This is a genomic window from Larkinella sp. VNQ87, from assembly GCF_049445795.1.
Classification (GTDB): domain Bacteria; phylum Bacteroidota; class Bacteroidia; order Cytophagales; family Spirosomataceae; genus Larkinella.
Genome location: NZ_JBMSDT010000007.1, coordinates 149,077 through 172,432 on the forward strand (window position 1 = coordinate 149,077; position 23,356 = coordinate 172,432).

The 23,356-nt window shown below is 54.7% G+C and carries 21 protein-coding genes; 4 read left to right on the forward strand and 17 right to left on the reverse strand.

Annotated features, from left to right (window positions below):
- Window positions 1–5: 5 nt before the first annotated feature.
- Window positions 6–395 carry a response regulator gene (locus ACO2Q8_RS13705; protein ID WP_423345388.1) on the reverse strand — a complete coding sequence of 130 codons (390 nt, stop codon included), beginning with the start codon at window positions 393–395 and terminating at the stop codon, window positions 6–8.
- Window positions 396–541: 146 nt separating this feature from the next.
- Complete coding sequence (locus tag ACO2Q8_RS13710; protein WP_423345389.1) at window positions 542–1,696, reverse strand: esterase; 1,155 nt, start codon at window positions 1,694–1,696, stop codon at window positions 542–544.
- A gap of 273 nt (window positions 1,697–1,969) precedes the next feature.
- Here ACO2Q8_RS13710 and ACO2Q8_RS13715 point away from each other — a divergent pair, with 273 nt between their 5' ends.
- Entirely contained in the window at window positions 1,970–2,524 is a 555-nt protein-coding gene (locus tag ACO2Q8_RS13715; RefSeq protein ID WP_423345390.1) for a DUF4468 domain-containing protein, read from the forward strand.
- Between the two features lie 3 nt (window positions 2,525–2,527).
- A complete protein-coding gene (locus tag ACO2Q8_RS13720) occupies window positions 2,528–3,031 on the forward strand; it encodes a hypothetical protein (protein ID WP_423345391.1) in 504 nt (167 codons plus the stop codon).
- 71 nt (window positions 3,032–3,102) lie between these two features.
- Here ACO2Q8_RS13720 and ACO2Q8_RS13725 read toward each other — a convergent pair whose 3' ends face one another.
- Window positions 3,103–5,052 carry a heparinase II/III domain-containing protein gene (locus ACO2Q8_RS13725; protein ID WP_423345392.1) on the reverse strand — a complete coding sequence of 650 codons (1,950 nt, stop codon included), beginning with the start codon at window positions 5,050–5,052 and terminating at the stop codon, window positions 3,103–3,105.
- A 530-nt stretch (window positions 5,053–5,582) separates the two neighbouring features.
- Here ACO2Q8_RS13725 and ACO2Q8_RS13730 point away from each other — a divergent pair.
- Window positions 5,583–5,930: a hypothetical protein gene (locus ACO2Q8_RS13730; protein WP_423345393.1), complete on the forward strand. Its 348-nt coding sequence runs from the start codon at window positions 5,583–5,585 to the stop codon at window positions 5,928–5,930.
- Complete coding sequence (locus ACO2Q8_RS13735) at window positions 5,930–6,265, forward strand: LytTR family DNA-binding domain-containing protein (RefSeq protein ID WP_423345394.1); 336 nt, start codon at window positions 5,930–5,932, stop codon at window positions 6,263–6,265. The genes ACO2Q8_RS13730 and ACO2Q8_RS13735 overlap by 1 nt, the downstream gene beginning before the upstream one ends.
- Window positions 6,266–6,274: 9 nt before the next feature.
- Here ACO2Q8_RS13735 and ACO2Q8_RS13740 read toward each other — a convergent pair whose 3' ends face one another.
- The 14 genes from ACO2Q8_RS13740 to ACO2Q8_RS13805 all read right to left on the reverse strand — a co-directional run bounded on the left by ACO2Q8_RS13740 (window position 6,275) and on the right by ACO2Q8_RS13805 (window position 23,273).
- Complete coding sequence (locus tag ACO2Q8_RS13740) at window positions 6,275–8,266, reverse strand: hypothetical protein (protein WP_423345395.1); 1,992 nt, start codon at window positions 8,264–8,266, stop codon at window positions 6,275–6,277.
- Between the two features lie 101 nt (window positions 8,267–8,367).
- Window positions 8,368–10,383 carry a right-handed parallel beta-helix repeat-containing protein gene (locus ACO2Q8_RS13745; RefSeq protein WP_423345396.1) on the reverse strand — a complete coding sequence of 672 codons (2,016 nt, stop codon included), beginning with the start codon at window positions 10,381–10,383 and terminating at the stop codon, window positions 8,368–8,370.
- A gap of 144 nt (window positions 10,384–10,527) precedes the next feature.
- A complete protein-coding gene (locus tag ACO2Q8_RS13750) occupies window positions 10,528–11,613 on the reverse strand; it encodes a sugar transferase (protein WP_423345397.1) in 1,086 nt (361 codons plus the stop codon).
- A gap of 7 nt (window positions 11,614–11,620) precedes the next feature.
- Window positions 11,621–12,721 (reverse strand): DUF354 domain-containing protein, encoded by a 1,101-nt coding sequence (locus ACO2Q8_RS13755; RefSeq protein ID WP_423345398.1) that lies wholly within the window; start codon window positions 12,719–12,721, stop codon window positions 11,621–11,623.
- A gap of 7 nt (window positions 12,722–12,728) precedes the next feature.
- Window positions 12,729–13,496 (reverse strand): AglZ/HisF2 family acetamidino modification protein, encoded by a 768-nt coding sequence (locus ACO2Q8_RS13760; RefSeq protein ID WP_423345399.1) that lies wholly within the window; start codon window positions 13,494–13,496, stop codon window positions 12,729–12,731.
- Entirely contained in the window at window positions 13,453–14,124 is a 672-nt protein-coding gene (gene hisH / locus ACO2Q8_RS13765) for an imidazole glycerol phosphate synthase subunit HisH (RefSeq protein WP_423345400.1), read from the reverse strand. Before hisH ends, ACO2Q8_RS13760 begins: the two co-directional genes overlap by 44 nt.
- Before the next feature lie 100 nt (window positions 14,125–14,224).
- Window positions 14,225–15,391 carry an N-acetyl sugar amidotransferase gene (locus ACO2Q8_RS13770; RefSeq protein WP_423345401.1) on the reverse strand — a complete coding sequence of 389 codons (1,167 nt, stop codon included), beginning with the start codon at window positions 15,389–15,391 and terminating at the stop codon, window positions 14,225–14,227.
- A 31-nt stretch (window positions 15,392–15,422) separates the two neighbouring features.
- Complete coding sequence (locus ACO2Q8_RS13775; protein ID WP_423345402.1) at window positions 15,423–16,577, reverse strand: N-acetyl sugar amidotransferase; 1,155 nt, start codon at window positions 16,575–16,577, stop codon at window positions 15,423–15,425.
- On the reverse strand, window positions 16,574–18,439 hold the full coding sequence (gene asnB, locus ACO2Q8_RS13780; protein WP_423345403.1) for an asparagine synthase (glutamine-hydrolyzing): 1,866 nt from the start codon (window positions 18,437–18,439) through the stop codon (window positions 16,574–16,576). Before asnB ends, ACO2Q8_RS13775 begins: the two co-directional genes overlap by 4 nt.
- 133 nt (window positions 18,440–18,572) lie before the next feature.
- Entirely contained in the window at window positions 18,573–19,421 is an 849-nt protein-coding gene (locus ACO2Q8_RS13785) for a glycosyltransferase family A protein (RefSeq protein WP_423345404.1), read from the reverse strand.
- Window position 19,422: 1 nt separating this feature from the next.
- Window positions 19,423–20,325 carry a polysaccharide deacetylase family protein gene (locus tag ACO2Q8_RS13790; RefSeq protein WP_423345405.1) on the reverse strand — a complete coding sequence of 301 codons (903 nt, stop codon included), beginning with the start codon at window positions 20,323–20,325 and terminating at the stop codon, window positions 19,423–19,425.
- Window positions 20,318–21,202, reverse strand: coding sequence for a glycosyltransferase family 2 protein (locus ACO2Q8_RS13795; protein ID WP_423345406.1), 885 nt, complete (start codon window positions 21,200–21,202; stop codon window positions 20,318–20,320). Before ACO2Q8_RS13795 ends, ACO2Q8_RS13790 begins: the two co-directional genes overlap by 8 nt.
- Complete coding sequence (locus tag ACO2Q8_RS13800) at window positions 21,199–22,482, reverse strand: hypothetical protein (protein WP_423345407.1); 1,284 nt, start codon at window positions 22,480–22,482, stop codon at window positions 21,199–21,201. The genes ACO2Q8_RS13795 and ACO2Q8_RS13800 overlap by 4 nt, the downstream gene beginning before the upstream one ends.
- 122 nt (window positions 22,483–22,604) lie before the next feature.
- On the reverse strand, window positions 22,605–23,273 hold the full coding sequence (locus tag ACO2Q8_RS13805; RefSeq protein WP_423345408.1) for an acyltransferase: 669 nt from the start codon (window positions 23,271–23,273) through the stop codon (window positions 22,605–22,607).
- Between the last annotated feature and the right edge of the window lie 83 nt (window positions 23,274–23,356).

Sequence of the window (23,356 nt, forward strand, 5' to 3'; positions counted from 1 at the left end):
GTGTTTCAGGCAGCCAATACCCCACACATCTCGCGCACAAACGCCTGCCAGGCCGGGTAATCGTTCGGTTTTACCCAACACCAACTGACATTCAGCTTCTGACAGGGCTCTTCCCAACTCGGATCAATCTCCGAGCTCATCCAGGCTACCGGTATGGCCCGCAACGCCGGTTTGGCCCGTAGCCCTTCGGTCAGTTCCAGGCCGTTTATTCGGGGCAAGTGGTAGTCAATCAGGATCAGACTAGGCGCTCTCCGCATCCTATCCAGGTAACTGAGCACACTGGAAGCATCTGAAAAAGGCCTAATCTGACAGGTGCCGCCTATCTGCAGCATGGCTTTCTGGATGAGCCACAAATCGTCTTCATCATCATCTACTACCCATATCCGTGGCTTCATAGGTATTTGTCGACGGGTTAACACCTGTCAAACAGGAGTGTGGTTGAACGATTTCAAAGGTCTTCAGAAACCTTTCATCTTAAACCGGTTTTCACCCCATTTGTTTGCTACTTCAACGCCGTGCGCTACACAGTCCCGGGCGGTTTTTACCGAAACAGCAACGGAGCATATTCATGGAGATATTGCCGCCAGTTGGTCCAGGTGTGGCCCCCATCGGTTTCCTTGTACTGGTACTTGATCCCGTGTTTATCGAGCAACGCCAGCGTCTTTTTGTTGGCGTCCATCACAAAATCATCCTTCCCGATTTCGATCCAGAACAGCTTTTTGTTCTTGTTGAACGACGCATCATTCAAAACGCTGGCGTATTTGGTTTCGGCCTCATCGATAGTAGCCCCAAAAAAGCCGGAGCTGAACACCCCCACGTAATTGAACAGTTCCGGGCGGCTCAGGGTCAGATCCAGCGTCTGAAAACCGCCCATCGACAGCCCCGCAATGGCCCGGTTTTCGCGGTTGGTCAAGGTCCGGTACTGCTTCTCGACCTGCGGCATCACATCGTTCAGCAATTCCTGGGCAAACAACGCCCGCATTTGCTGCATTGCAGCCTGATTAGGCATTCCCGATGAAGGCGGAAGCGGCATACTGCCGTTCGGCATCACCACGATCATGGGTTTGGCCTGCCCGGCCGCGATGAGGTTATCGAGAATAAACCCGGCCCGCCCGACCGTCGGCCAGCCCGAATCATCGTCGCCCCCGCCGTGCAACAGGTAAAATACCGGGTATTTGGTGTTGCCTTTTTCGTAGCCGGGCGGGGTGTAGACGTGCATCCGGCGCATCATGCCGAGCGTTTTCGATTGGTACCAGACCTGCCGCATCTCGCCGTGCGGAACGGGGCGGTTGTCTTCAAAAACCGTCTCGGCACCCGGCAGCGCCATCACGTTTTCCAGGCTGCTGATCCCCTGCTTAATGACCGGGTTTTTGGGGTCCATTGTCCGAACGCCATCAACGGTCAGCGTATACGTGTAGTAATCCGGCTTAAGTGGCCCGACCGTTACCGACCAGACGCCGTTTGCGTCTTTGGTCAGATTCAGCGGTTTCATCACGGATAGGAAATCACCGACAACGGTTACTTCGCTGGCTTTGGGCGCGTAAATCTGGAGCATCACCCGGTTGTCGGGCAGTACGCGGGGCGATTTGAGCGTATCGTTCGGCGTCGGTTGCCGCTGGGGCGTTTGAGCCAGCGCCTGTACGCTCAGCAATAAGGTCGTCAGAAGCAGGGAGTAGCAAAGCAGTAGTCGGTTCATGACGGTTTCGGGAAAAGGGTGAACGGCAACCAAAGTCAGTTTCCCAAAAGTAGAAAATGTTTCTTTCCGTAAAAAGTACGCAAAGGTTTTTTGATCTATTCTCGGAGCAAGTAGTACGATTTGACCAGAAACAGACAACTCGCAGACTGGATGCTCCCGGTGGTTATGCCGCAATCCTTTCCGTTTATTCACCCAAAACCACCCGGTATCGTTTGCAGGTAGACACCCGGTTTTCAATGCGGTAGCTTTGTCGGACACAACAAATACACACTCATGAAAATCATACCCATTGCCTTACTCCTTTTAAGTCTAATGGTTTCAACAGCCGCTTCGGCCGACTGCCCCCCTGCCCTGATCGACGGGAAACTTCACGGTATTTTACCGGTGACCAACCAAAAAGTAGCGTATACCGAGGTGGTCGATTGCGGGAGTGTCTCGCAACTGGACGTGTTTCGCCGGGCGCGGTTGTGGGCGGCCCAGTCGTTTCTGACGCCAGGTGAAACGTTCAGCCTGAGCGATAAGGAAACCGGCGATCTGGCCGGGAAAGCCGTACAAACCGTAACGCTGCCCCGGACCGAAACCTCCGCTGGTGGGGTATTTACATTTCGCTACAGCTACGTCATCGAGTGCGCCAACCGCAAATACCGGGCAACGATCACCCGCATCGAACTGCTGGAAAGCGGTTCAGGGTCCAAGGCACTTCCGGTCGAAACATATTGCCCGAAAAATACCGATGATTTGCGGGCTGCTTATGCCGAACTGGATAAAAAACTAAAAGCAACCCTCGCGTCGCTTCAGAACGAGGTCAAAACCTACGCGGCTTTTTAAGCCATGAATCGCTCTTTCACCCATCTGCTGGGGCCGGAACTGATCTGGCTCCTGTTGAGCGTGCTGGCCCACGTTCTGGCCAGTCGCAACCAGCCCACCACCGAAGCCGGAAATGATCAACTGCTGACATTGGCCTGGGTGCTGCCGTTCGGGGCTATTCTGCTCTCGTTTATCAGCCTGGCCTGGGCACCCGGAAATTCGTGGTGGTGGCTTCTCCGGATCGGTCTGGTGGGCCTGTTTGGGCTTGTTTACCTGACCAACGTGTTGTGCGGAGCCATTGATTACCACGACAGCCGTAATTCCGGCGTTGGAACCGGCTTTATCATGTATGTGATCTTCGGCGGTTTCTTTCTGTTGGTCGGGATAGCCATCACGGCGTTATTCCTGCTTACTCGCTGGAATTTCATGCCGGTTTTGAAATGGAGCCTGATCATTCTGGGCGGCTTAACGGCCTTTTTCAGTCTTGTTTTCTGGATTGCATCGTTTGGGAAGGGGGCAGAGGGGTAAGGGCGTGGGGCAAAGGGTATAGGTTAATAGCATGCGTCAGCCACCCCATGCCCTCTGCCCTTACCCCTCTGCTATTTCAACGCGATGGTGAAATCCAGGTTGTCGGATGTTTTCGGTTTCAGGACATCGAAATTGATGCGATAAATGGTATCGCCCCATTTGGTCAGAATGCCCTGATCTTCGGGCGTGGTCAACTTTATTTTTTCAATGGAAGGATGCATTTTCCGGGCATCGTAGCGAACCACAAAATCCTTCGCTTCGCCCGTTGCCGGTTTGTAATGAATGATTAATTCGCCGTTTTTACCGATTTCCGGCAGATGACTGGTCATCAGGTGTTGCGTCACCGATTCGGCTTTTTTCAGCTTAATTACATCCCCAATCTGTACGTTTTTACCCCGGTTTAATCGCACCGTTCGCTGCCAGGTTATAACCCCGGCTTCGGCCGGATACGCTTTCGAAATATCAGCCGAAAACTGCGTCGTTAAATCATCTTTCTTGTATAAAATCTGACTGGCTTTAAAACTACTCCCGGGCGGTTGCGTCTGGCCGTTAATCGTCGGCAGGTTGTGATAATTCGAACAGTTATACCAGATTTCGTAGCGTTTATTGCTGAATGTTTTCGCAGTATAAGTCCCTCTTCCGACATCAATTAAAAGCGGTTGACCGTCATAATAAACCACATAATTACCGATATCGTTATGATTGTGGCTTTCGTCGTTATGCCCTCCTTTGGCCGCTACATAAAAGCCTTTGGTCGTTCCGGTCTGATCGCGGGCGGCAAACACCTGAAGATCCGGTAGCCAGACATCTTTGGGTAAGGGCAGTCCCTGCGGGGCTTTCCGGTAGGCATCCTGATTGAACAAGGCATAAAAGTTCCGGAAGTAATGAAACCGGCCCAGACTCCCATCCGATGGTTTACGGTAAAAAGCGCCGAATTTCACCATGTCGGGGTCGTTGATGTCGGTCCCATACCGGTAAATCATGCTGGCGGCCATCCCGGGTTGCGGGTCCGCGTCGGCAAAGTTCAGGAAGTAATTTTCGCTGATCTGGGCGCGGTAAATGAATTTGCCCATATTCCGGAATTTCTCATCGGCATATACATATTGAAAAGCGTTATTACTCGCCAGATTCAGCATGGCAATGTTATCATACAACGACGCAGCCGCAGCGCCCCAGTAACTTGGTCCTTCGTCACAGCCCCCGTCGTTCGGATACGGGTTCACAAATTCGTCCAGCACGGTCAGCAATTTATGAACGGAAGCCGTCCGTTTTTCCTCGTCTTTTTCGAGCAACAGCACGGCATTCAGCCAGTTGGAACAAATCCAGGGGTTCCAGTTGTTCGGCGGTCGGCCGTTGGCGTTTTTACTCATCCAGCCGTGATGCTGCTTCATGAGTGGCTCGAAAATACGGTAATTCGTTTCGTGGTAAATCCGCTTCCGGATCTGGGGCGAAACCGCGTCGAGCTTCTCGCCCAGGTAATAATCGACCCAGGCCAGGTAAGTAGCCGTTTCGGCCGCAAACAGATCGACAAACGGGCGCGACACGTCCATCAAACCCGCATAGTCTTTCGATTTGGGCAGGTGAGCCGAAGCGCCCCAGAACGACTCCTCGCAAATCGACCAGACGCCGTCGATGATCGGATCAACAAACCGCCCTTTGTTCTCGTAAATCTCGGCCAGTAGGAGTGTTCCGAGCACATCGCGTTTCTGAAAGCTAATCGCCTGGTACTCATTGCGATCACCAGTGCGTTCAATCAGCAGCGATTTGGTGGCTGGCACCGACGGCCACTGATAATTCTGATAACTCTCCGCTTTTTTCAGGAAGGCTTGCATCATTTCCGGGTCGGCTTTTGCCCAGCCCGCCCGATCATTGAGCCTTGGAAAAGGAGTCCACTGCGCCTGCGGAATCAGGACGGTTTTTAGGGCTGTCGGCGCATACTTTCCGCTCAGCAGATTGGGCGGCTGTGCCAGCGAGAGAGCACAAACTGGCAGGAGTGATAACCAAAGGATCAACCGTTTCATGGAGTTTTTAGCACAATAACCGGATCGGACCGGTTATAAGGGTTTAGGAAGACAACTACCTTTTCATAAAGGGCATCCGGTTTTAAAGGCCCTCATGTTCTGAATTTACTGAGTTTAAGCTTGCATAATTTATGTGTATATACAAAATTAAACAAGATCACTTTTTTGTATTAGAAAAAAAGATAGTTGCGTTGACAATTACTGTGCCAAAGCTTTCTCCCAAGCGATTTAACGCAGCAACTGATTTAAAGAAATTTAATCGCAATCGCGCAACGATTTTTTATTTGACTTTTTGACAAAACTTTATGAATCGTTTTAATTGTCATACAAAATGGCATTGTAATTGGGCGAAAATTGAGGTAACCATTCCGCACTGTTTTGTGCCCTGCCAACCCGGCCAACGGAGCAGGGCCTGAGACAGGCGATTTACTCACCGAAACATGTCTTTCTGGTTTACTCAACAACCCCGTATACCCCTTGAAGTTTCCGAATCCCCGGAACGGCTGCCTTCTACCGATGCATCTGTCGGCATGACAAGTCCTGTCGGGGGGCTTCTTACCCATTTCCAAAGCTGGGAACAGCAACGGCTCTCGCTCTCGCAAACGCTGGAACGGGCCCGCTGGTTTGTGCTTTGGCATCAACCCTCCGGCGATTCAACCCCGTTTGGCTTTGCGGTATTGGAAGAATGCCCACGGGCCATTTATGGATACAGTTTATGGGCGCGTCGGAATGGCCGGATTCAACGGATCGCGACTGCCATTCATAAACAGATGCTCGACGAGTATCTCCAGGCCGAACGCTGCGAACTCACCTCCCAGGCCAGGGAAGTTCGTTCGTTTTTACAGACCGTCGCTCAGCAACTGACGATTAGTATGTGATGCAACAACCCGTAAGTTCGCTGTATTTAAGAGGGTATAAAGCTCCGTTGTCCATCTCCGATCTTCTTTGGCTGGAGGGCAATAGTAATTACAGCCTGTTGCACCGCCACAACGCTCCCAAACTCATGACGGCCCGCACGCTGGGCCGGTGGCAGAAAATGCTACCTGAGTTTATTCGCATCAGCCGAAGTGCCCTCGTCAATCCACATCACATTGCCCGGCTACACCGCCTTTCTACCTATCTAGTTGAAATTACCCTGACCGACGGCACGGTTTTACCCGTGGCCCGTCGGCGGATTGCGGATGTTTATAAAGCCATCAAATCAATTGAATAGCACGATCAGTTACTGCGTGGAGTACGTTAAATCAACGCCAATCGCAAAGTCGGTTTTTGCCTGATACGTTGCGCCGTACGAACCCGCCTGAGCGCCAAACAATACCTGCCCTTTCTCACCGGCGAGCTTGCCGACCCGCGAAGAATTATCGGTCAATACCTTGAAGGTAAAATTCTGATTCAGCGGTTTTTTAGTCACTGGCATTCCGATAAAAACCGGGCGGACGGCCGTATTGAATTTGAACCCGAACTCGCCGGATAAACTAATGACATTGTCTTTCTTATCAATCTTTAGTTTGTCAATCGATTTTTGAACGGGATTTTCGCCGGATTCTGCCTTCAGCGTGACGATATCGCTGGCCCGAAGCCCCTGTACTTCGCAGCTTGCCCAGTCGAGCAGATTCCCATTCGCATACGACGATTTCCGGACAAGGGCCATCAGGTTTTTCAGCTTAACGGCACCGCTACTGCCGAAGGTGTTGTCGCGCACCTGCAAGCCCGTCAGTTGCCGGTCGATTTCTTCAAAGTAAACCAGCACCGGATTGGGGTCAGCTCCGCCCAGGGCGTTGAACACAAAGTGATTACTCTGGATCAGGCATTTCTGCCGAACGCCATCCCCGTAAATGCCGTAATTCCGGACAAAATCGAAGGTATTGTTTTTAATCACGATCTGTCCGTCGGCCAATAGTGTACTGGCCAGGCCAATCACCGCACGTGGATACCGGCTGTAGTCCGGATTTTTTTTGTCCCCGATCAGCGAAGTATATACATTACCGGTAACCGTATGGTTTTGGCCGCCGGACAACGAAATGGGCACTTCGCTCATGCCGAGGATTTTGTTATCCCGCAACGTGACATTCCGCCCCCGAAGCTGAAAACCGGTCCGGCAATTGACCGCTGTATTACCCTGAATCAGAATGCCGTCGGCTCCTCCGTGCGTCGCGACACAGAACGACTGGACCCTGAACAATTCGTTGCCCCGGTTGGTCGTGCCGTCGCCCACGGCCACGTTGCCGATGGCCTTGCTGTTGCGGGTAGCCCCGAAGCGGCTGTCACCCGAAAAGTCACAGAGCTTCCGGCACCCGTACGACCGGTTGTCGTGAACGTTGTACAAGATGCCGCCCACCGTGGCCAGGCCATAGCCCTGCCCTTCTTCGTTGGCTTTTTCAAATACACAGTTGGCGATTTCCGTATTGTAACAGCCGTAAAACTGGCTCGATGCATATTGGGCGTTCCGGATCGTCACGCGGTCGATCACGCTGTTCTGCATGTTCATTACGCCCAGGCCGACGACGGAGTTGTTACCCGTCTGGCGCACCCGGAATTCCAGATCCTGCAGACGCAGTGTGGCGGGTTGAAAATTGACGACCTGCTTGATCTCAGACGCTTTGTAGGTATCCTGACAGGGTTGCCGGAGCGTAATAACCTTTCCCGAAATGGCCTCTACCAGATTGCATTCGGCTTTTTTCGTATCACTTTCAATCGGCCAGTCGGACGTCGAGCGAATTACGATGAGATCGCCCACCTTCAAACCGGATGTCGAAGCGACGGTGATGGTTTTTTCACCGGCTTTGATGTCTTTGGTCACTTTCGTGTTCAGATCACCTTCGCGGGCCGACAGCAACACCGGGAACAGCTCGGTGTCCGGCAACAGAAAAACCGCCAGTTTACCGATCGTTTTGGATTTAATGGCCAGCGTTCCGGCAAAGGCGTAATCAATGGGAGTTTTGAGGAGGTAGGTTTTCGTCGGATCGACCAGCAAACCGACCTTGTTGGTACGGCAGTAGTCAAAAGCGTGCAAGAGCTTTGGTGTATCGTCGGTTGTACCGTTTCCCGCCGGTTTAAACTGCGCAAAATCCACCCAACCGTCGGCCCCGACCCGGTAGCGCCGTGAATCGGCGGTTCCGACGGCGTTGCCGCTCTCGGGATGACTACCAACATTTTGTGCCCGTACATTCAGAAAAGTAAAGAGTATCAAGTAGAAAATCCCCAATTTTTTCATAGTTAAGGCCGGATTTAGTAACAACGATTATCCAGCAAGCAAACAATGCGCCAATCTGAAAACCATCGGGCTGCTTCCGCCCTAAACCGCTCATCTTGTGATTATTGGGTACGATACCGGATATCGACCCCGGCGGAGTAGCGCGTTCCCGCGTTGAACGTTCCGCCCAACGACCCGGTTTGCGCCCCGAAAACAACCTGCCCGGTTCCGGCCGTAACACGCCCTACATAAAGCGAGGTGTCATTCTGTAACCCGAACCCGAACGTGAGCGGCAGTTCAGTCGCGGGCAAGCCATCCAGCACCGGCTGAACGGCGTTTCGGTAGCGGAAACTGAAGCTCCCGCTCAGGCTGACGGTATTGTCTTTTTTATCGATATACAACTGCTGAAGCGACTGCTGCGTGGGCGTCTCGGCGGTTTCGGTGGTGAGTCGCAAAACCGCATCGGCCCGCAGGCTCTGCACCTCGCAGGTAGGCCAGTCGAGCAAGTCGCCGGTTGGATACGAATCGGCCCGGACCAGCGTCATCAGGTTGTTTACCTCCGTCAAGTCGCCGGAAGGCCGGTTGAATGTGTTGTCGCGCACCCGCAATCCGACCATCCGGGCAGGCACCTGATCGACCAGCAACAGCACCGGATTCGGACTACCCCCGCCCAAGGCGTTGAACTCAAAATGATTATACTGAATCAACACCCGCTGCCGAACACCGTCCATATACACCCCGTAATCCCGAACAAAATCGAACGAATTATTCTTGATCGTCAGGTAACCGTCGGCCAGTAGCGTATTGGACAGGCCGATTACCGCCGAGGGGTAATTGGCATAAGCCGGGGCTTCACCGGAAGAACCATCCAGCTTCAGCAGACAATGGTAGGTGTTGTTGGTAACCACGTGGTTTTGTCCACTCGTCAGCGAAATTGGTAACTTGCTGCGGCCCAGAATCCGGTTGCCGTTCAGCGTAATGTCTTTGCCGCGCAACTGAAAACCGGTCCGGCAGTTGGTGGCCGTGTTGCCCTGGATCAGAATCCCTTCGGCCCCGCCGTGGGTGGCGATGCAAAACGAATCGGTGCTGAACAGGTCTTTGCCCGTATTGGTAGTGCCTTCGCCAATGGCGACGTTACCCACCGCCTGGCTGAGCCGCGTCGGCCCGCCGATGGCCCCACTCGAAAAATCACACAATTTCCGACACCCGACCGAGCGGTTTTCGTGGACGTTGTACAACAGCCCGCCCACCGTCGCGATGCCGTAGCCCTGGCCTTCCTCGTTTGCATTTTCAAACACGCAGTGGGCCACCTCGGTCGCGTAGCAGCCGTCAATTTCCATCGCCGAGTACTGGGCGTTCCGGATGGTGACGCGGTTGATAATGCTCGATTGCAGATTCGCCAGCGAAAGGCCGATGACGGAGCGGTTGCCGGTTTTTCGGACACTGATTTCAATGTCCTGCAAAAAAAACCGGGCGGGCCGAAAGTTGGTGATCGCGCTGACTTCCGAAACCGTGTAACTGTCCTGACAGGGCTGTTTCAGGGTGACGGTGTGGCCCGAAATGGCCTCTACAATGTTGTATTCGCCTTTTTTGGTGCCGGTTTCGATGGGCCAGTCGGTGCTCGACTGAATCAGAATCAGGTCGCCGACACTCAGGCCGGTCGTATTGGCAAGCACCATCGTTTTGTCGCCCGCGAAGATGTTGACGGCCGGTCGGCTGTTGAAGCTCCCGGCGGTGGCCGCCATCCGAAACGGCAGACGGCGGGCGTCGGGCAAGGCAAAAACCGCCGGTTTGCCCGGTCGTCTGGATTTGATGGCAATGGTACCGTCGAAGGTGTAATTGATCGGACTTTGGAGGAGATACGTTTTCGTCGGGTCGACGAGCAAACCGAGGTTGCGGGTGCGGCAGAGCGTCAGGGCCTGGAGCAGTTTGGGCGAATCGTCGGTCACACCGTCGCCTTTCGGCTGGAACCAGGCAAAATCCATCCAGCCCACCACATCCAGGTCCAGGTTGGTGGTTGTGTCACTTTGTTCCGTCCGGTCTTCGTTCAACCGCAGCGTGGGTTGTGTCCAACCGGCCAGCGCCAGCAGCAGCCCCAGACACACCAGCCCAACTTTTATCACGCTCCTTACTTCCATGACATTCCTTTTGAAAAACCGCCTGTTTTTTTGTCATTCCGACGACAGGAGGGATCTTCGGGTGCCGGAGGGAATGTCAGTCTCGCTCGAAGATCCCTCCTGTCGTCGGAATGACAAAACGCACTCATTTGGTTGTCTCCATTTTCACTTACTCCGCGCCCGTTTCCACAAAATGTTGTACACGATTCTGCCCAGATACCGCAGGTCCGTCCGGAGCGGGGCTTTGGCGTAAGCATCCAGATACCGCCGTTCGGATTCCACGATTTCGGCAAAATTCTGCGGCATATCGGCGTAATACGGCGGTAACAAACCCGGTTTGAATTGAAAACGAGCCTGTTGTACCTCCTCCGGATACAGGCTCAGGTAATGCGCGCTCAGCGGCCGGACGCCCACCAGTTTCATATCGCCTTTCAGCAGGTTGATGACCATCGGAATTTCGTCGATCCAGTATTTTCGCATCCACTTGCCCGGCGTGGTAATCCGAAAATCGTTCCGGAATTTACCCCCAGTTTCCAGGCCGTTGGTCTGGATCAAATACTCCTGCAAATGCTCCGAATACGGGTGCATCGTCCGAAATTTGTAGACACAGAACGACCGTCCCCCCCGGCCCACGCGCCACAACCGCAGCAACGGCCCTTCCGACGAAGGCCGACGTTCGGTGTACTGCTCGGAGGTTTTTCGGGCAACAATCACCAGATGATCAGGTGCTTCCAGGACCGTATCGACCGAAAAACCGGCGTAATACAGGCGACCGATCACCTCGGCTTTCGAAATGGCCCGGAGCGAGACGAAGAGTTTGCGGTACAGCGTCCGGGTCAGAAACAGGCGCGGAGCCACGCGGTGCAGCGCGTAATCGCCCAGGTAGTACACCTGACGAATGCCGCCGGGCAGCTTCCGAATCAGGCGCTGCTTGCGCTGCTGCGAGGTTTCGAGCCGACACACCAGAAAACCGCCGGTTTGCAGTTGTTCAAACATCGACCGAAAAACCGCATTCAGGTCGGCGGGCAACCGGAGCAAATCCGGAATCACCACGGCCCGGTTCGAGCCGCCAGCAACCGGACTAAGTTCGTCCTCCGTGAACAGATCCCGCAACACCGCCGGACTGACCACCCCTTCCGTAGCTTCCTGCATCTGCCGGACTTCCTCGGCGCTGAACACGCCCTCGCCCGTTATTGGTGGCAGCAGGGCCGGTTCGGGGACCGTTTGAATGCGTTCCGTCGCTGTCGTCATGATGTTCCTAAACCGGGTTAAGCGTCAACCGAAACGTATCCTCCACGGCCGGGTTGGCCCGCAGTTCGGCCACGCTGTGGGGGTACTTCTCGACCAGCCAGACCATGAAAGCCGTCACGTCGATTTTCTCGGCCAGCATCGCCTGCCGTCGTTCCTGCCAGACCTCCCGCGACGAACTGCTTAGCAAACTCATCGCTTTTTCCAGGACGCCATCGAAGGTGACAAACAATTCCTGCAAACCGTATCTTTCCAGCTCGATGTGAACGCCCGGACACGTTTCGGGAGCCAATAAGCTATTAATCAAAATATTGGGGACACCCAGCAGTGCGCATTCGCTGGCCGTGGTGCTGCCTTCGCCGATGTATAGGCTGGCAAACGCCAGCAGATGATGCAGTTTTTCGGGAGCCAACCGAAACCGGTGCGCTTCCAATTCGGGCGGCAACGCGCCTTCCGACGAAATGAAGACTTTAGCGTAGCGGCTCAATTTCTCTACCAACTCCACTTTCTGATTGCGGTTCATGCCCTGTTGCCCGACATCGTGGCTCGCTCCCCAGGAGATGAAGCGCAGAATCACAAACCGATCCTGCCGGGTCAGTCCGAGTTCGGCCAGCACGCGCTCATCGGGCCGGAACTGCGTGGGCGCCAGGTGGCAGAGTTCGATGAAGCCTTTGTATCGGAGTTGCTTCGCGCCCAGGTCTTTGCGGAACGGGCCGGGTGTTACCACCGTATCGGTAAACGGCAGATACATCAGGTGTTCCAGTTTGGCGTGTTCGGTATCATCAAACGCGATATGCGGTTTTCCAAACAGCTTCGAAACCTGGGCCGCGTAGGGGGAGCCAAAACTCAGAAACAGATCGGGCCGAAACCGCCGGGCCACGCGGGCCAGGGCGGCATTGCCTTTCAGCAAATACAACAGCTTGCCAAGCAGTCCTTTCCCGCCCGCTCCGCGCGACACATACGGCAAGCCATACGCTTGTAACAAACTGAATGTCACTTCTTTGTCGCGGGCCGTAATCACAATCTGGTGGCCTTTCTGCTCCAGCAGCCGAACGGCGTTCCGGAAATAATGAACGTGGCCCGGATGCCCGATGTCGATCAGAATTTTCATGGTGGGTTTAGCTCGTCAGGTAGAGTTTTCGCAAATCGGTCTGGGTCGGAAAGTTGATCAAAACCGCCCGGCGCGGGCCGTGGAATACAAACAGGCTCCCGGCAGAGGCCGCCGACGCCCCGCCCTCAGAAACGACTTTCTGCACATCGTCAAACGTACCGCAACCGCCCAGCGCCACCACCGGCACCGGCACCGCTTCGGCAATTTTCCGGACCAGTTCGAGGTGGTAGCCGCCCATCATCCCGTCGTGCTCAATGGATTGAATGACCAGTTCGCCCACGCCCAGATCGGCCATCTGTTTCGCCCACTCCAGCGGAGAGCGGCTGGTCGATTTGGTACCCGCATGGCTGTAAACCAGCTCTTTGCGGAACAGATTTTTCTTTACATCCAGACAAACCACGATGGTCGACGCGCCGAATTCGTCGGAAGCCTGCTGCACAAACGCTGGGTTTTCAAGCGCGTACGAATTCAGGCAAACTCGCTCGGCCCCGGCTTTGATGAGGGCTTCAATGGCCTTCAGCGACCGGATGCCCCCGCCAACCGTAAACGGCATGTTGGTTTCGTCGCCGATCTGCCGAACGAGTTCCGGGTCGATGGTGCGGTTTTCAGCCGTGGCCCGGATGTCCAGAAAAATCAGTTCGTCGGCCCGCAGGTCGTTGAACAGCTTGACGGCGTTGATCGGATCGCCGAGGTAGCGGTGATTGCGAAATTGCACGCTCTTGACCAGGCCCTTATTCTGTAACAGCAGGCAGGGAATGACTCTCGGACGGTACATGCGTCGGTTCGTTTACGAGTTGGATGAAATTCCGGAACACCTGAATCCCGGCGTCCTGGCTTTTTTCGGGATGATATTGAAAACCGAAAATGTGGTTGCGCTGCACAGCGGACACAAACTCATAGCCGTAGTTTGTCACATGCAAGGCATCGGTCGGGTCGGTCAGGCTTACGTGGAAGGAGTGCACGAAATAAAACAGCTCGTCCTGCGTCAACCCGTCGGAAATGGGGTGTGGCCGGGCCTGCCGGATGCTGTTCCATCCGATATGCGGAATTTTCAGCGTCGGCCGGTCGTCGAGCCGAAACCGGATCGTGTCGCCCTTAATCCAGCCCAGTCCTTCGGCGTCGCCTTCTTCGCTGTGTTCCATCAGGAGTTGCATCCCCAGGCAAATGCCCATCACCGGTACCCGATCGTCCTGCACGCGCTGGTTCAGCAAGTCGAGCAGATCCAACCGGCGCAGTTTGTCCATCGCCCGCCCGTAATGGCCTACCCCCGGCAGAATCAGGCCACTGGCCTCCTCAACGGCACGCGGTTCGGCGCTAATCTCACACGCAACCCCCAGCTTCCGGAACTTATTCAGCACCGAGCGCAGGTTGCCCATTCCGTAATCGACGATGACAATTTTCATAATAGTTTATAGTATGAGGTTTATCGTTTATGGTTGCAAAACCGCCGATTTTACAAACGTGCGAACTATGAACTTTAAACCATAAACTTTAAACTTGCTGTTAACTCGCGTATTTTAAATACAGAATATGCGGCAGCATCCGCAGTTTGCAGGCCACCCAGATGGGCAGGCGCAGCAGCTTGATCAGCGGCAGGTATGTCTTGAAATCCTTGTGCGAACGCGGAGCGCGGTGGTAGATTGTCTCCCACTCTTCGAGCGTCCAGCCCAGTTTCGAAATCGCGTAGGTCACCACCGAGCGGTCGTATTCGTAAGCGCTGGCTTCCAGTTCGGCAATGGCGTCTTCGCGCGTGATTTGCCCGGAACGGATCAGGGCCGACAACTCGGTTTTGCGTTTGTCGATGTTGAATTTGTTCGGCAGCAGAAACGACTGGAAAAACTTGGTGTACAGGTTTTCGTGGTGATGGCCCCCGTAGTAAACCCAGCCCAGGTCGCGGGCCAGCACCTCGTCCACTTTTTTCTTATTGTAATCGACGTATTCCAGCAGCCGCACCTCCCGAATCCGCTTCACGAAGCTGCAATAGAGCAGATACGGCATCATCATCACTTTGAAGCTCCTGACCACGCCCGTGCCGAATTTCTTGTGGACATCTTTGAAATACCGGCCGTCCATGTAGGTCCAGCTAATCGGCGAGGTGCCTTCCGTCCGGAACGAATGCCCGTTCAGAATATAACCGACGCCCTCTTTGGCTGCCGTTTCGTACAGCACCGAGTAAATGGCGTAGTCGGTCGGGATGTCGGCATCGGGCACGGATGCTTTCAGGAACGCCCGCTGCAACCCCTTGAATTCCTCCCAGTCGGCCACTACCGTATGCAGGTCCACCCGGAGCAAATCGGTGGCTTTCCGGATGTTCGACACCGCAATGTCGGAGTTCCAGCCGTTGTCGAAATGCACCGCCAGGGGCCGCAGGCCCAGTTTCCGGGCCATGTAGAGCGTGTAGGTGCTGTCGCGCCCCCCGCTCACGCCCACGATGCAGTCGTACGGTTTGTGCCGACCGTCTTTTTTGATCTTTGCCACAATCCGCTCCAGATCGGCCTGCATGGTTTCCTGGGGATGGAGCCGGTCCATCTCGTCGTGAATGTGGCAGTATTTACAAACGCCCTGGGCATCGAACCAGATGTCGGCCACGGTCGTGTCGAGCACGCAGCGGCTGCACCTCCGGTAGTCGGTCAGCGGTCTGAAAGTCAATGAGTTGGTCGTAGCTTCCATAACGATACGTTTTTAAGGAATAAAAAACGGGTTAAGCACCCCGCTCTTCCATTTCGTAAAAAATCTTGGGTTTGGTCGGCAACACCCGTTTCAACACCGGCACCACCAGCCGCAGCATCCGTTTCATGATCGGATAATACGAGGGGTAATCCAAAAACGACTTGTTGGGCGCATTCCAGACGGCTTCGAACTGCTCGGGCGTGATGTCGAGTTTTTTGATGACGTAGGCCCGGTCGGCTTCCATCTGTTCCGGCGCGTAGGGCGGCTGGTTGATTTGCTCCAGCGCCTGTTCGCGGGTAATTTCACCGCTCACCGCCTGGGCCGAGAGCGTAATCCGCCGTTTGTCGATGTTGAACTTGCGCGGCAGCCAATAGGCCACCACAAACTTTGTGAACAGGTTTTCGTGGTGATGCCCACCGTAGTATTCCCAGCCGTAGGTTTCTTTCAGAAGCTGCTGCGCCTGTTTTTTCTGGTACGGCAGATAATTGAACGGCGAAATCAGCTTGATGCCTTTCACATACCCCAGGTACATAATCTGCCAGAGCGAAAGCCGGGGATACGTTTTGAGCTTCATCCGCCCGAACCGCCCGTGTACGTGTTTCAGTTGGCGCAGGTCAGTGTAGGTCCACTCGGTGGGCTGTTTACCTTCCGAGCGGAAATCACTGCCAATCAGGACGTACTTGATGTTTTCCTGGTCGGCAATCTGGTACAAAACCGACTGAATCGCCAGGTCGGTCGGGCCGTCGGCCCAGGGCAAACCGGCCAGCAAATACGACCGCAGAATGTCTTTGATTTCCTCGTAATCAATGACGTACGTTTCCAGATCAATGTCGAGCGCGGAAACCATTTTCTTGATGTTCTTGACGGAAATGTCGGAGTTCCAGCCGTTGTCGAGGTTGACGGCCAGCGGATTCAGGCCGTATTCCTTCGCCAGGTGCAGCAGGTACGAGCTGTCGGTGCCACCACTGACGCCGATCAGGCAATCGTATTTCGAGTTCGGGGGCGCTTCCGTCTTGATTCGAACCACCAGGTTGATCCAGTCCTCGTAGCCTTTCTGGCCCTGCGGAAAAGCCGCCGACAATTTTTTCTGAAGGCTGGCGTAGTTGGATACGCCCCGCTCATCGAACCGGATGCCCGGCACGGAGGTGTCCCAAATCCCTTCCTGACAAATCTGCTCGGTATTCATAAATGCTGTACTACAGGTGACGCGGTTTTTTTTGCTGAAAATTTGCCCAGGAAATGGGCAGTTTCGATCCACTGCCAGATGTCGCGGGCAATGTTGATCCGGCCATCCTTGTGCAGTTTTAACCGCGACCGGCATTCTTTCACATCGAAATAACCGGACTGCACAAAGGCCGGATCGGCCAGGGCTTCTTCAGCTTTGCGCTGGAAAAGCGAACTCCGCATCCAGGCGTCGGCCGGGTTTTCAAAACCGACTTTATCCTGCCGCGTCCGAATGCGTTCGGGCAGGCGGTTGCGCATGGCTTCGCGCAGAATCCACTTGGTTGTGCCTTTGTTCATGAGCATCTCCGTCGACGACGCCAGCGTTTTCTCGACCAGCCGGTAGTCCAGGAACGGTTCCCGCAGTTCGATCGAGAAGTACATGCTATTCAGGTCGTTCCACTTCAGGTTGTGTTCCAGTTTGCTCTCAAAATGTTGCAAGAGCGACTGCCGCAGGGTTTTCGGGCTGAACAGGGCTTCGTGGATGGTCGATTGGCGGGATTGTTCGCGGTAAAAATCGCCGTTGATGAACTGCGCTTTCCAGTACGTAGCCGCAGCTTTCAGGCGGTTCGGAGCCATGTAGAACGCCAGGTACGACAGCGCGCTCAGCGACCGATGGTTGCGGTAATAGGCTTTCCACTCCTGCGCCAGCCGCCCAAACTGGCCCGACTGCAACAATTCGCGGAAAAAGCTGCCGAAGAAGTAGACGTAACCGGCCAGTTGTTCGTCGGCGCCCTGCCCGTCCATCAGCACCTTCAGGTACCGCGAAGCATCCTTCATCACCTTGAATTGCGAGTAGATGCTCAGCCCGCCGAACGGTTCGAAGTGGCAGCGCATCAGTTCCTCAAAATCGGCCAGCAAGGTGGTTTCGGTGGGCCGCACGTACACCAGATGGTCCAACTGGTTTTTGTATTCGTTGATAAACCGGCTTTCGTCGCCCTGCAAGCCGTCGCCGTACACCGCCGAGAAGGCGTAAAAGTCGGTTTTATGCAGGCCTTTGATGAGCGTCGACGCCACCGACGACGAATCCAGCCCTCCGCTCAGACAGATGCCCACCGGCACGTCGCTCCGCAGCCGCAGGGCCACCGACGATTCGAACACACTGTAATATTCTTCCGGGCTTTCCCAGCCGGTGTGCAGGTTCGACGCCAGATCGTACCAGCGCGTAAGCTGCACCTGACTGCCCCGGACCCGCATGGAATGCCCGTGCTCCAGCTTCTTGATTTGCCGGACGAAGGTATCGCCGTTGAGATCTGTGCGCCCGTACATCAGGTAATTGTACATACTCGTGTCGTCGGGCGACAGCGCCTGCCGACGGGCCTGAACGTACTCAAAAATGGGCGGTATTTCGCTGGCAAAGACCAGACAACTGCCCGACTGGTAGTAGTAGAACGGCTTTACGCCAAACCGGTCGCGGGCGGCAAACAGCGTACGTTCGTGCCGGTCGTAGATGGCAAACGCGAACATGCCGTTGAAGCGGTGCAGGCAGTCGGCACCCCAATGGCGGTAGGCGTTCAGCAGCACCTCGGTATCCGAGTGCGAGCGGAACGTGAAATGCGGCAGCAATTGCTGCTTCAGTTCGAGGTAATTATAAATTTCACCGTTGAAAATCAGCACATACCGCTCGTCGTCGGACATCATCGGCTGGTGACCGGCGGGAGACAGGTCGAGGATGCTCAGCCGCACAAAGCCCAGCCCGACGTGGTGTTCGAGAAACAGTCCCTGATCATCAGGCCCCCGGTGGTGCTGCCGTTGCAGCATAGCCGCCAGGGCCGGCGCTTCGACCGGTTCGCCCGAGAAATGGATGATGCCTGCAATTCCGCACATAGCCTTCGCGTTTACGGTGTTACGGTTTTAGTTACCCCCAACCCCCTAAAGGGAGCTTTCCGACCCGGATGTTTTAAAGCCCCCTTTAGGGGCCGGGCCGACGCTTCGGTTGGGGGGCAATCTTTTTCAATTACTACTGCCCTGTCAACCGACGGCGCAGGTACGCTTTCTGTTCTTTCCGAATCTGCCGCGTGATAAAAGCCGGAAACGGCCGCTCCCGGCGAATAAACCGGGTCTGGACATAGCCCCATACCTGTACGAAGGGTGCCAGAAACAGCGGAAGCTCAAACAGTTTGGAAAACGCTTTAAGCATGAAATACCAACTCACGTACGGGATTCGCCCGTTGGCGAGGCCGGTCCGGTAGTGGTTATAGAGTTTCGATCCGGCCTTGGAACCTTCCGGTTTCAGGTGCTCGAATTCGTAGGGCAAAATCCGGGTTTCCCAGCCTTTGGCCCGGGCGGCCGCGTTGTCGATGGTGTCCCAGCTCGTGTACGGATACAGACCGCCGATGTCCGTCAAACAGATTTTCCGGTAACATTTAGTGGCTCCCCGCGTATTGCCTGCGCTCAGGTCGATTTTCTCGCGAACGCCGTCGATGGTCAGAAAACCGGAGGCAATACCCAGACGCGGATGCTGCTCAAATTCGCGCAGGATGCTGGCGAAGAAATCCGGTTTGAACTGCACATCGGCATCGAGTTTCACCAGAATCTCGGCTTCCGTGCTCAGCAGATCCAGCCCGTAATTGATCAACTGAACCACCCGCGAGCTGTAATCACCTTTCAGGATTTCGGGGGCCGTCACCAACCGAATGTGCCGGTTTTCGGGCAAATACCGCCGTACTACATCCGCCGTTCCGTCGATCGAGCGGTCGTCAATGATCAGCCATTCGCGCGGTTGCACAGTCTGGGCAATCACCGACTGGAGCGTGGTTCCAATCCGCTCCGCTTCATTTTTCGCCGGGGTAATAATGACGTAATCCATGTCAGAACAAGGCCCGTTTAACCGGCATTAAGTACAAGTAAACCATTGATTTCCAGAAGGATTTTTCCATATCCTCCCGCTCTTCCAGCGTCGGCGACTGCAAGCTGGGGGCAATGCCCATCGTCCGTTTCAAACCGGAATTTTCGGCCCGGAGCCGCCGGTCCCAGGCTGACCTCGGACGAATCCCAAACGGGTACGCCAGAAAATGGACCGGCTCGCCCGAACGTTGGCGGAGTTCGCCGACGGCATCGACTGTTTCAGCCTTCAATTCCTCCCAACTCAGCAGCGAACAGTCCGGGTGGCTGCGGGTATGGCCCCCGATGGCGTGCCCCTGCCGGGTCAATTCCTTGATTTCCGTCCAGTTTAGGTAGAGTTTCCGGCGTTCCAGAAATTCGCGAACCGTACCCAGGCCAGCCTCTTCCCAAAGCCGGTCGGCCAGGTGGTCTTTCAGGGCCATCGGCCAGGTCCGCGACCAGTTAAGCAGGCTCAGGGACGATTTCGGAACCCATAATTGATACGTTTCGGCAAGCTGACCGATCAGCCGGTTTTGCCGGTAACTGTCCGTATGATGCTCGACATACCGGATTTTATTCCGCCACATCATATCCTGGTTGTCAATAAAATTATTATTGAGAAACAAGGTCAGCTTGCCATTGCATCGATCCAGAATCTCGGCGAAAACCAGGTTGTCGGCAAGGCCGTCGTCCGTCGTGACGCAGAGGGTTTGTTTCAATCCGTTTTTTTCATTCGACCGTTCCAGGGCTTCGTTCAACGTAATCAATTCATACCGACGGCTCAACAGCTCGACCTGACGCGCAAAATCCTGGCGCGTGAAAGCCGGGTCCGAAAACGAGAGTTCCGGAAAGCTGCTGTAGAGGCCGTGGTAGTAAATGATCTTACACATGCCGCTTCAGCCGGTATTTGAAATACGTGTAAATCGACCCTGCCACCAGCGAGGTGTAGGTAATGGGCAGCGCCCACTTCTTGCCGTATTTCGTAACCACATACAAGCCGTTCTTCAGGTACGCCGGGGAATACCGGTTGAACAGCATGCTGAGGTAGGTCAGAAAAGCCGGTAACTTGTAGACACTGCCCTCGCCGGTCAGTTCTTCATTGCTGAAGACCACCGCCAGCCAGCACACACACACCTGAAAACCGAGTTTGATGGCCCGCAGACAGTATTCATCGTCGGACGAATACTGCACGAGTTTTTCGTCGAACAGCCCGATATTGTTCATCACCTGCCGGTTGATCAGCATACCCCGGCCCGGCAGCACCCAGGTTGGCGACAACGGATTTTGATCATTCACGTTGTACGGCCGACCCGGCTGCTGGTACAATTTAAAGCTGTAGGTCAGCCAGTTGATATCGCGAACCCCCGAAAACAAAACCGGGTGGGGCGGTTTGACGGACGCCGTAACGGACCCGACAATGGCCGGTTTTCGGATGCTTTCCGCGTGATGCACCAGCGTTGCGACGTACTCCGGCCCGATCTCGACGTCATCGTTCAGGCACAGAATGTAGTCGGGTTGTCCCTGCAACGCTTTTTGAAAACCGGCATTCATGCTTTTGGTATACCACCAGTCACCGGTTCCGAGCACTACCTGCACCTGCGGATAGGCCGAGCGAAGCATTTCCAGGGTTCCGTCGCTCGATCCATCGACGACGATGACGATGTGTTGCACGATGCCGGTCAGGTGTTGCGCCAGCAACTGATCGAGCATCTTTTGCAGATACTTTTTCCGATTATAGGTGGGTATGACAGTCGTTACGGTAATCATGCCTGGCTGTTGGTTAAATGAGTACGCGCCGGGGTAACGGCCGGTTTCTGAGCCTGAATCTGCCGCAGCCGGTCGGCCAGAAACAGAAACGCCAGCAACATGGCGCGGTCGAAAATGACTTGCGAAAACCCGGACGACAGGACGGACAGAAAAGCAAAAACCGCAAACAAAACCGGAAAACCGACCCGTTTGCAGTAACGCCAGAAAAACAGGAAAAGCAGCGTAAAATAGAGCAGCGCGGCCGGAACGCCGTAGGTAATCAGCAGCGAGGTCACGCCGTTGTTGCGGTGAATCGACAGATCCTGGCTGACGGCCGCCTGCCCGAAGCGGTTTTCGGCCAGACGACCAAAACCGATGAATGGGCTGCGGCCCAGATCGATCAAATCGAGGTAGGCACTCCCGAAACGCGAGGTATTGTCCTCGCGCGTCAGGCTGATGTTTTGCTGGATTTTTTCTTCCATGAAGGCTGCCCGGCTGTAGAAAATACCGGCCGCCGGGACCAGCAGCAGCAGATACGCCAGCTTGGTTTTGTCGCTGATGGCCCGGTTGGTCAGCAGGTAGCCGATGGCGATGATGAACAGGGTGACGTACCCGGCCGTCGAGAGCGTGGTCGCCAGCGCCAGCATCATCCAGACGTTCTGTTTGTTAATCAGGCTTTTCCGGCGAATGGTGTTCAGGGCAATCGCCAGGTTGAGCATGACGCCGAACGCACCCGGTTCCCAGAATGGCCCCGAGTTCCGCTTGACGATGGACGAGCCAATGATCTCGAACGCAAATGGGTTGAAGTTGTAAATCAGGATCGTCGGACCGGTGGTGTACATCCCTTCATCAATGTGGAAAATCGGCCGAAAAAAAACCTTGGCGATGTTTTCGATCATGAATGACTCGGCTCCCGGCACGAACGTCAGCACGTAGATCGGCAAGCTGATTAGAGCCGTTACGTAGATGATGTCGACAAAGAGTCGCACGGTTTTCAGTCCGCAGATGTGCATAATCAGGTACACGACGGCGAGCCGGATCATCATGGCGATGATCGAGGTCGGCACAAAATTGCTGAACTGCACGGCCTGGAGTTGTTCGAGCAGAAAAACCGCCAGGATAATGACCAGCGGTCGCATGGTCAGGGCGGTTTTCCGAATCATCGCCACCAGACAGGCCGCCAGAAACAACAGCACGACGTACTCCTGGCTCCGGTAAAAGAATTCGATCCCCGAAACGGCAATCAAACCGTACACGAGGGCGTATTCAGACCAGGAAGAAGGTTTCGTCAGTTGTTTCATACAAGTACCTACGGACCGGGTCGCGCAGACTTTAGTCCGTGTGAGTGGGCATTACCAAATTGGTTGAATAAACTCAAAAACACGGACTAAAGCCTGCGTGGCCCGGTCCGTGGGTACATACGTCAGGCGGTTTGCAGAACGTCTTTTTTGAGGTAATTCCGCAGGAATTCTTCGTCGATTTTCTTGATAAACCGGGCCGGGTTGCCGCCCCAGATTTCGTCGGGCGGTATGGACTTGGTCACCACCGAGCCGGAACCCACCACCGAACGCGCACCGATCCGGACGCCTTTCATGACCGTGCAGTGGCTCCCTACAAAACAGTCGTCTTCGAGCACCACGGGCTTCGTACCCACGTTATCCACAATTTCGGGATTCGCCGTCCGTTCAGCCGGGATCAGCGAGTGAAAATCGCTGTCGCAGATGCAGGTGTTCCCGCCAATCCGGACGTTGTTGCCGATCGTGATCCGGTTCGTACAAATCACCGCAAACGAGCTGACAGCTACGTTGTTGCCAATTGTCAGTACCCCACCCTCTTCGACCGAGAACAAGCAGTCCTGCTCCCGTCCGGCCATGTTGTGGTAACGGCCGTTGTTCATGTAAAACCGCTCGCCTACTTTCATTTTGCCGCCTTTGGCGATGTACACATCCGGGATGCCTTTACTGTGCAGCCCCCGCCCGAACTCAACGCCGTGCATGGAAAAAAGCCAGCGGGTGTAGGCCGGATCGATCAGCGCCCGGATGCGCCGGTAAACGCCGTGAATGATTTTATAAAGCAAAAAATCGGGTCTCATAAGTGTCCAGTTTAAAATAGTTTAAGGTTTATAGTTTAAAGCTAACAGAATGATGATCAGACAATTATCTTTAACTATTAACA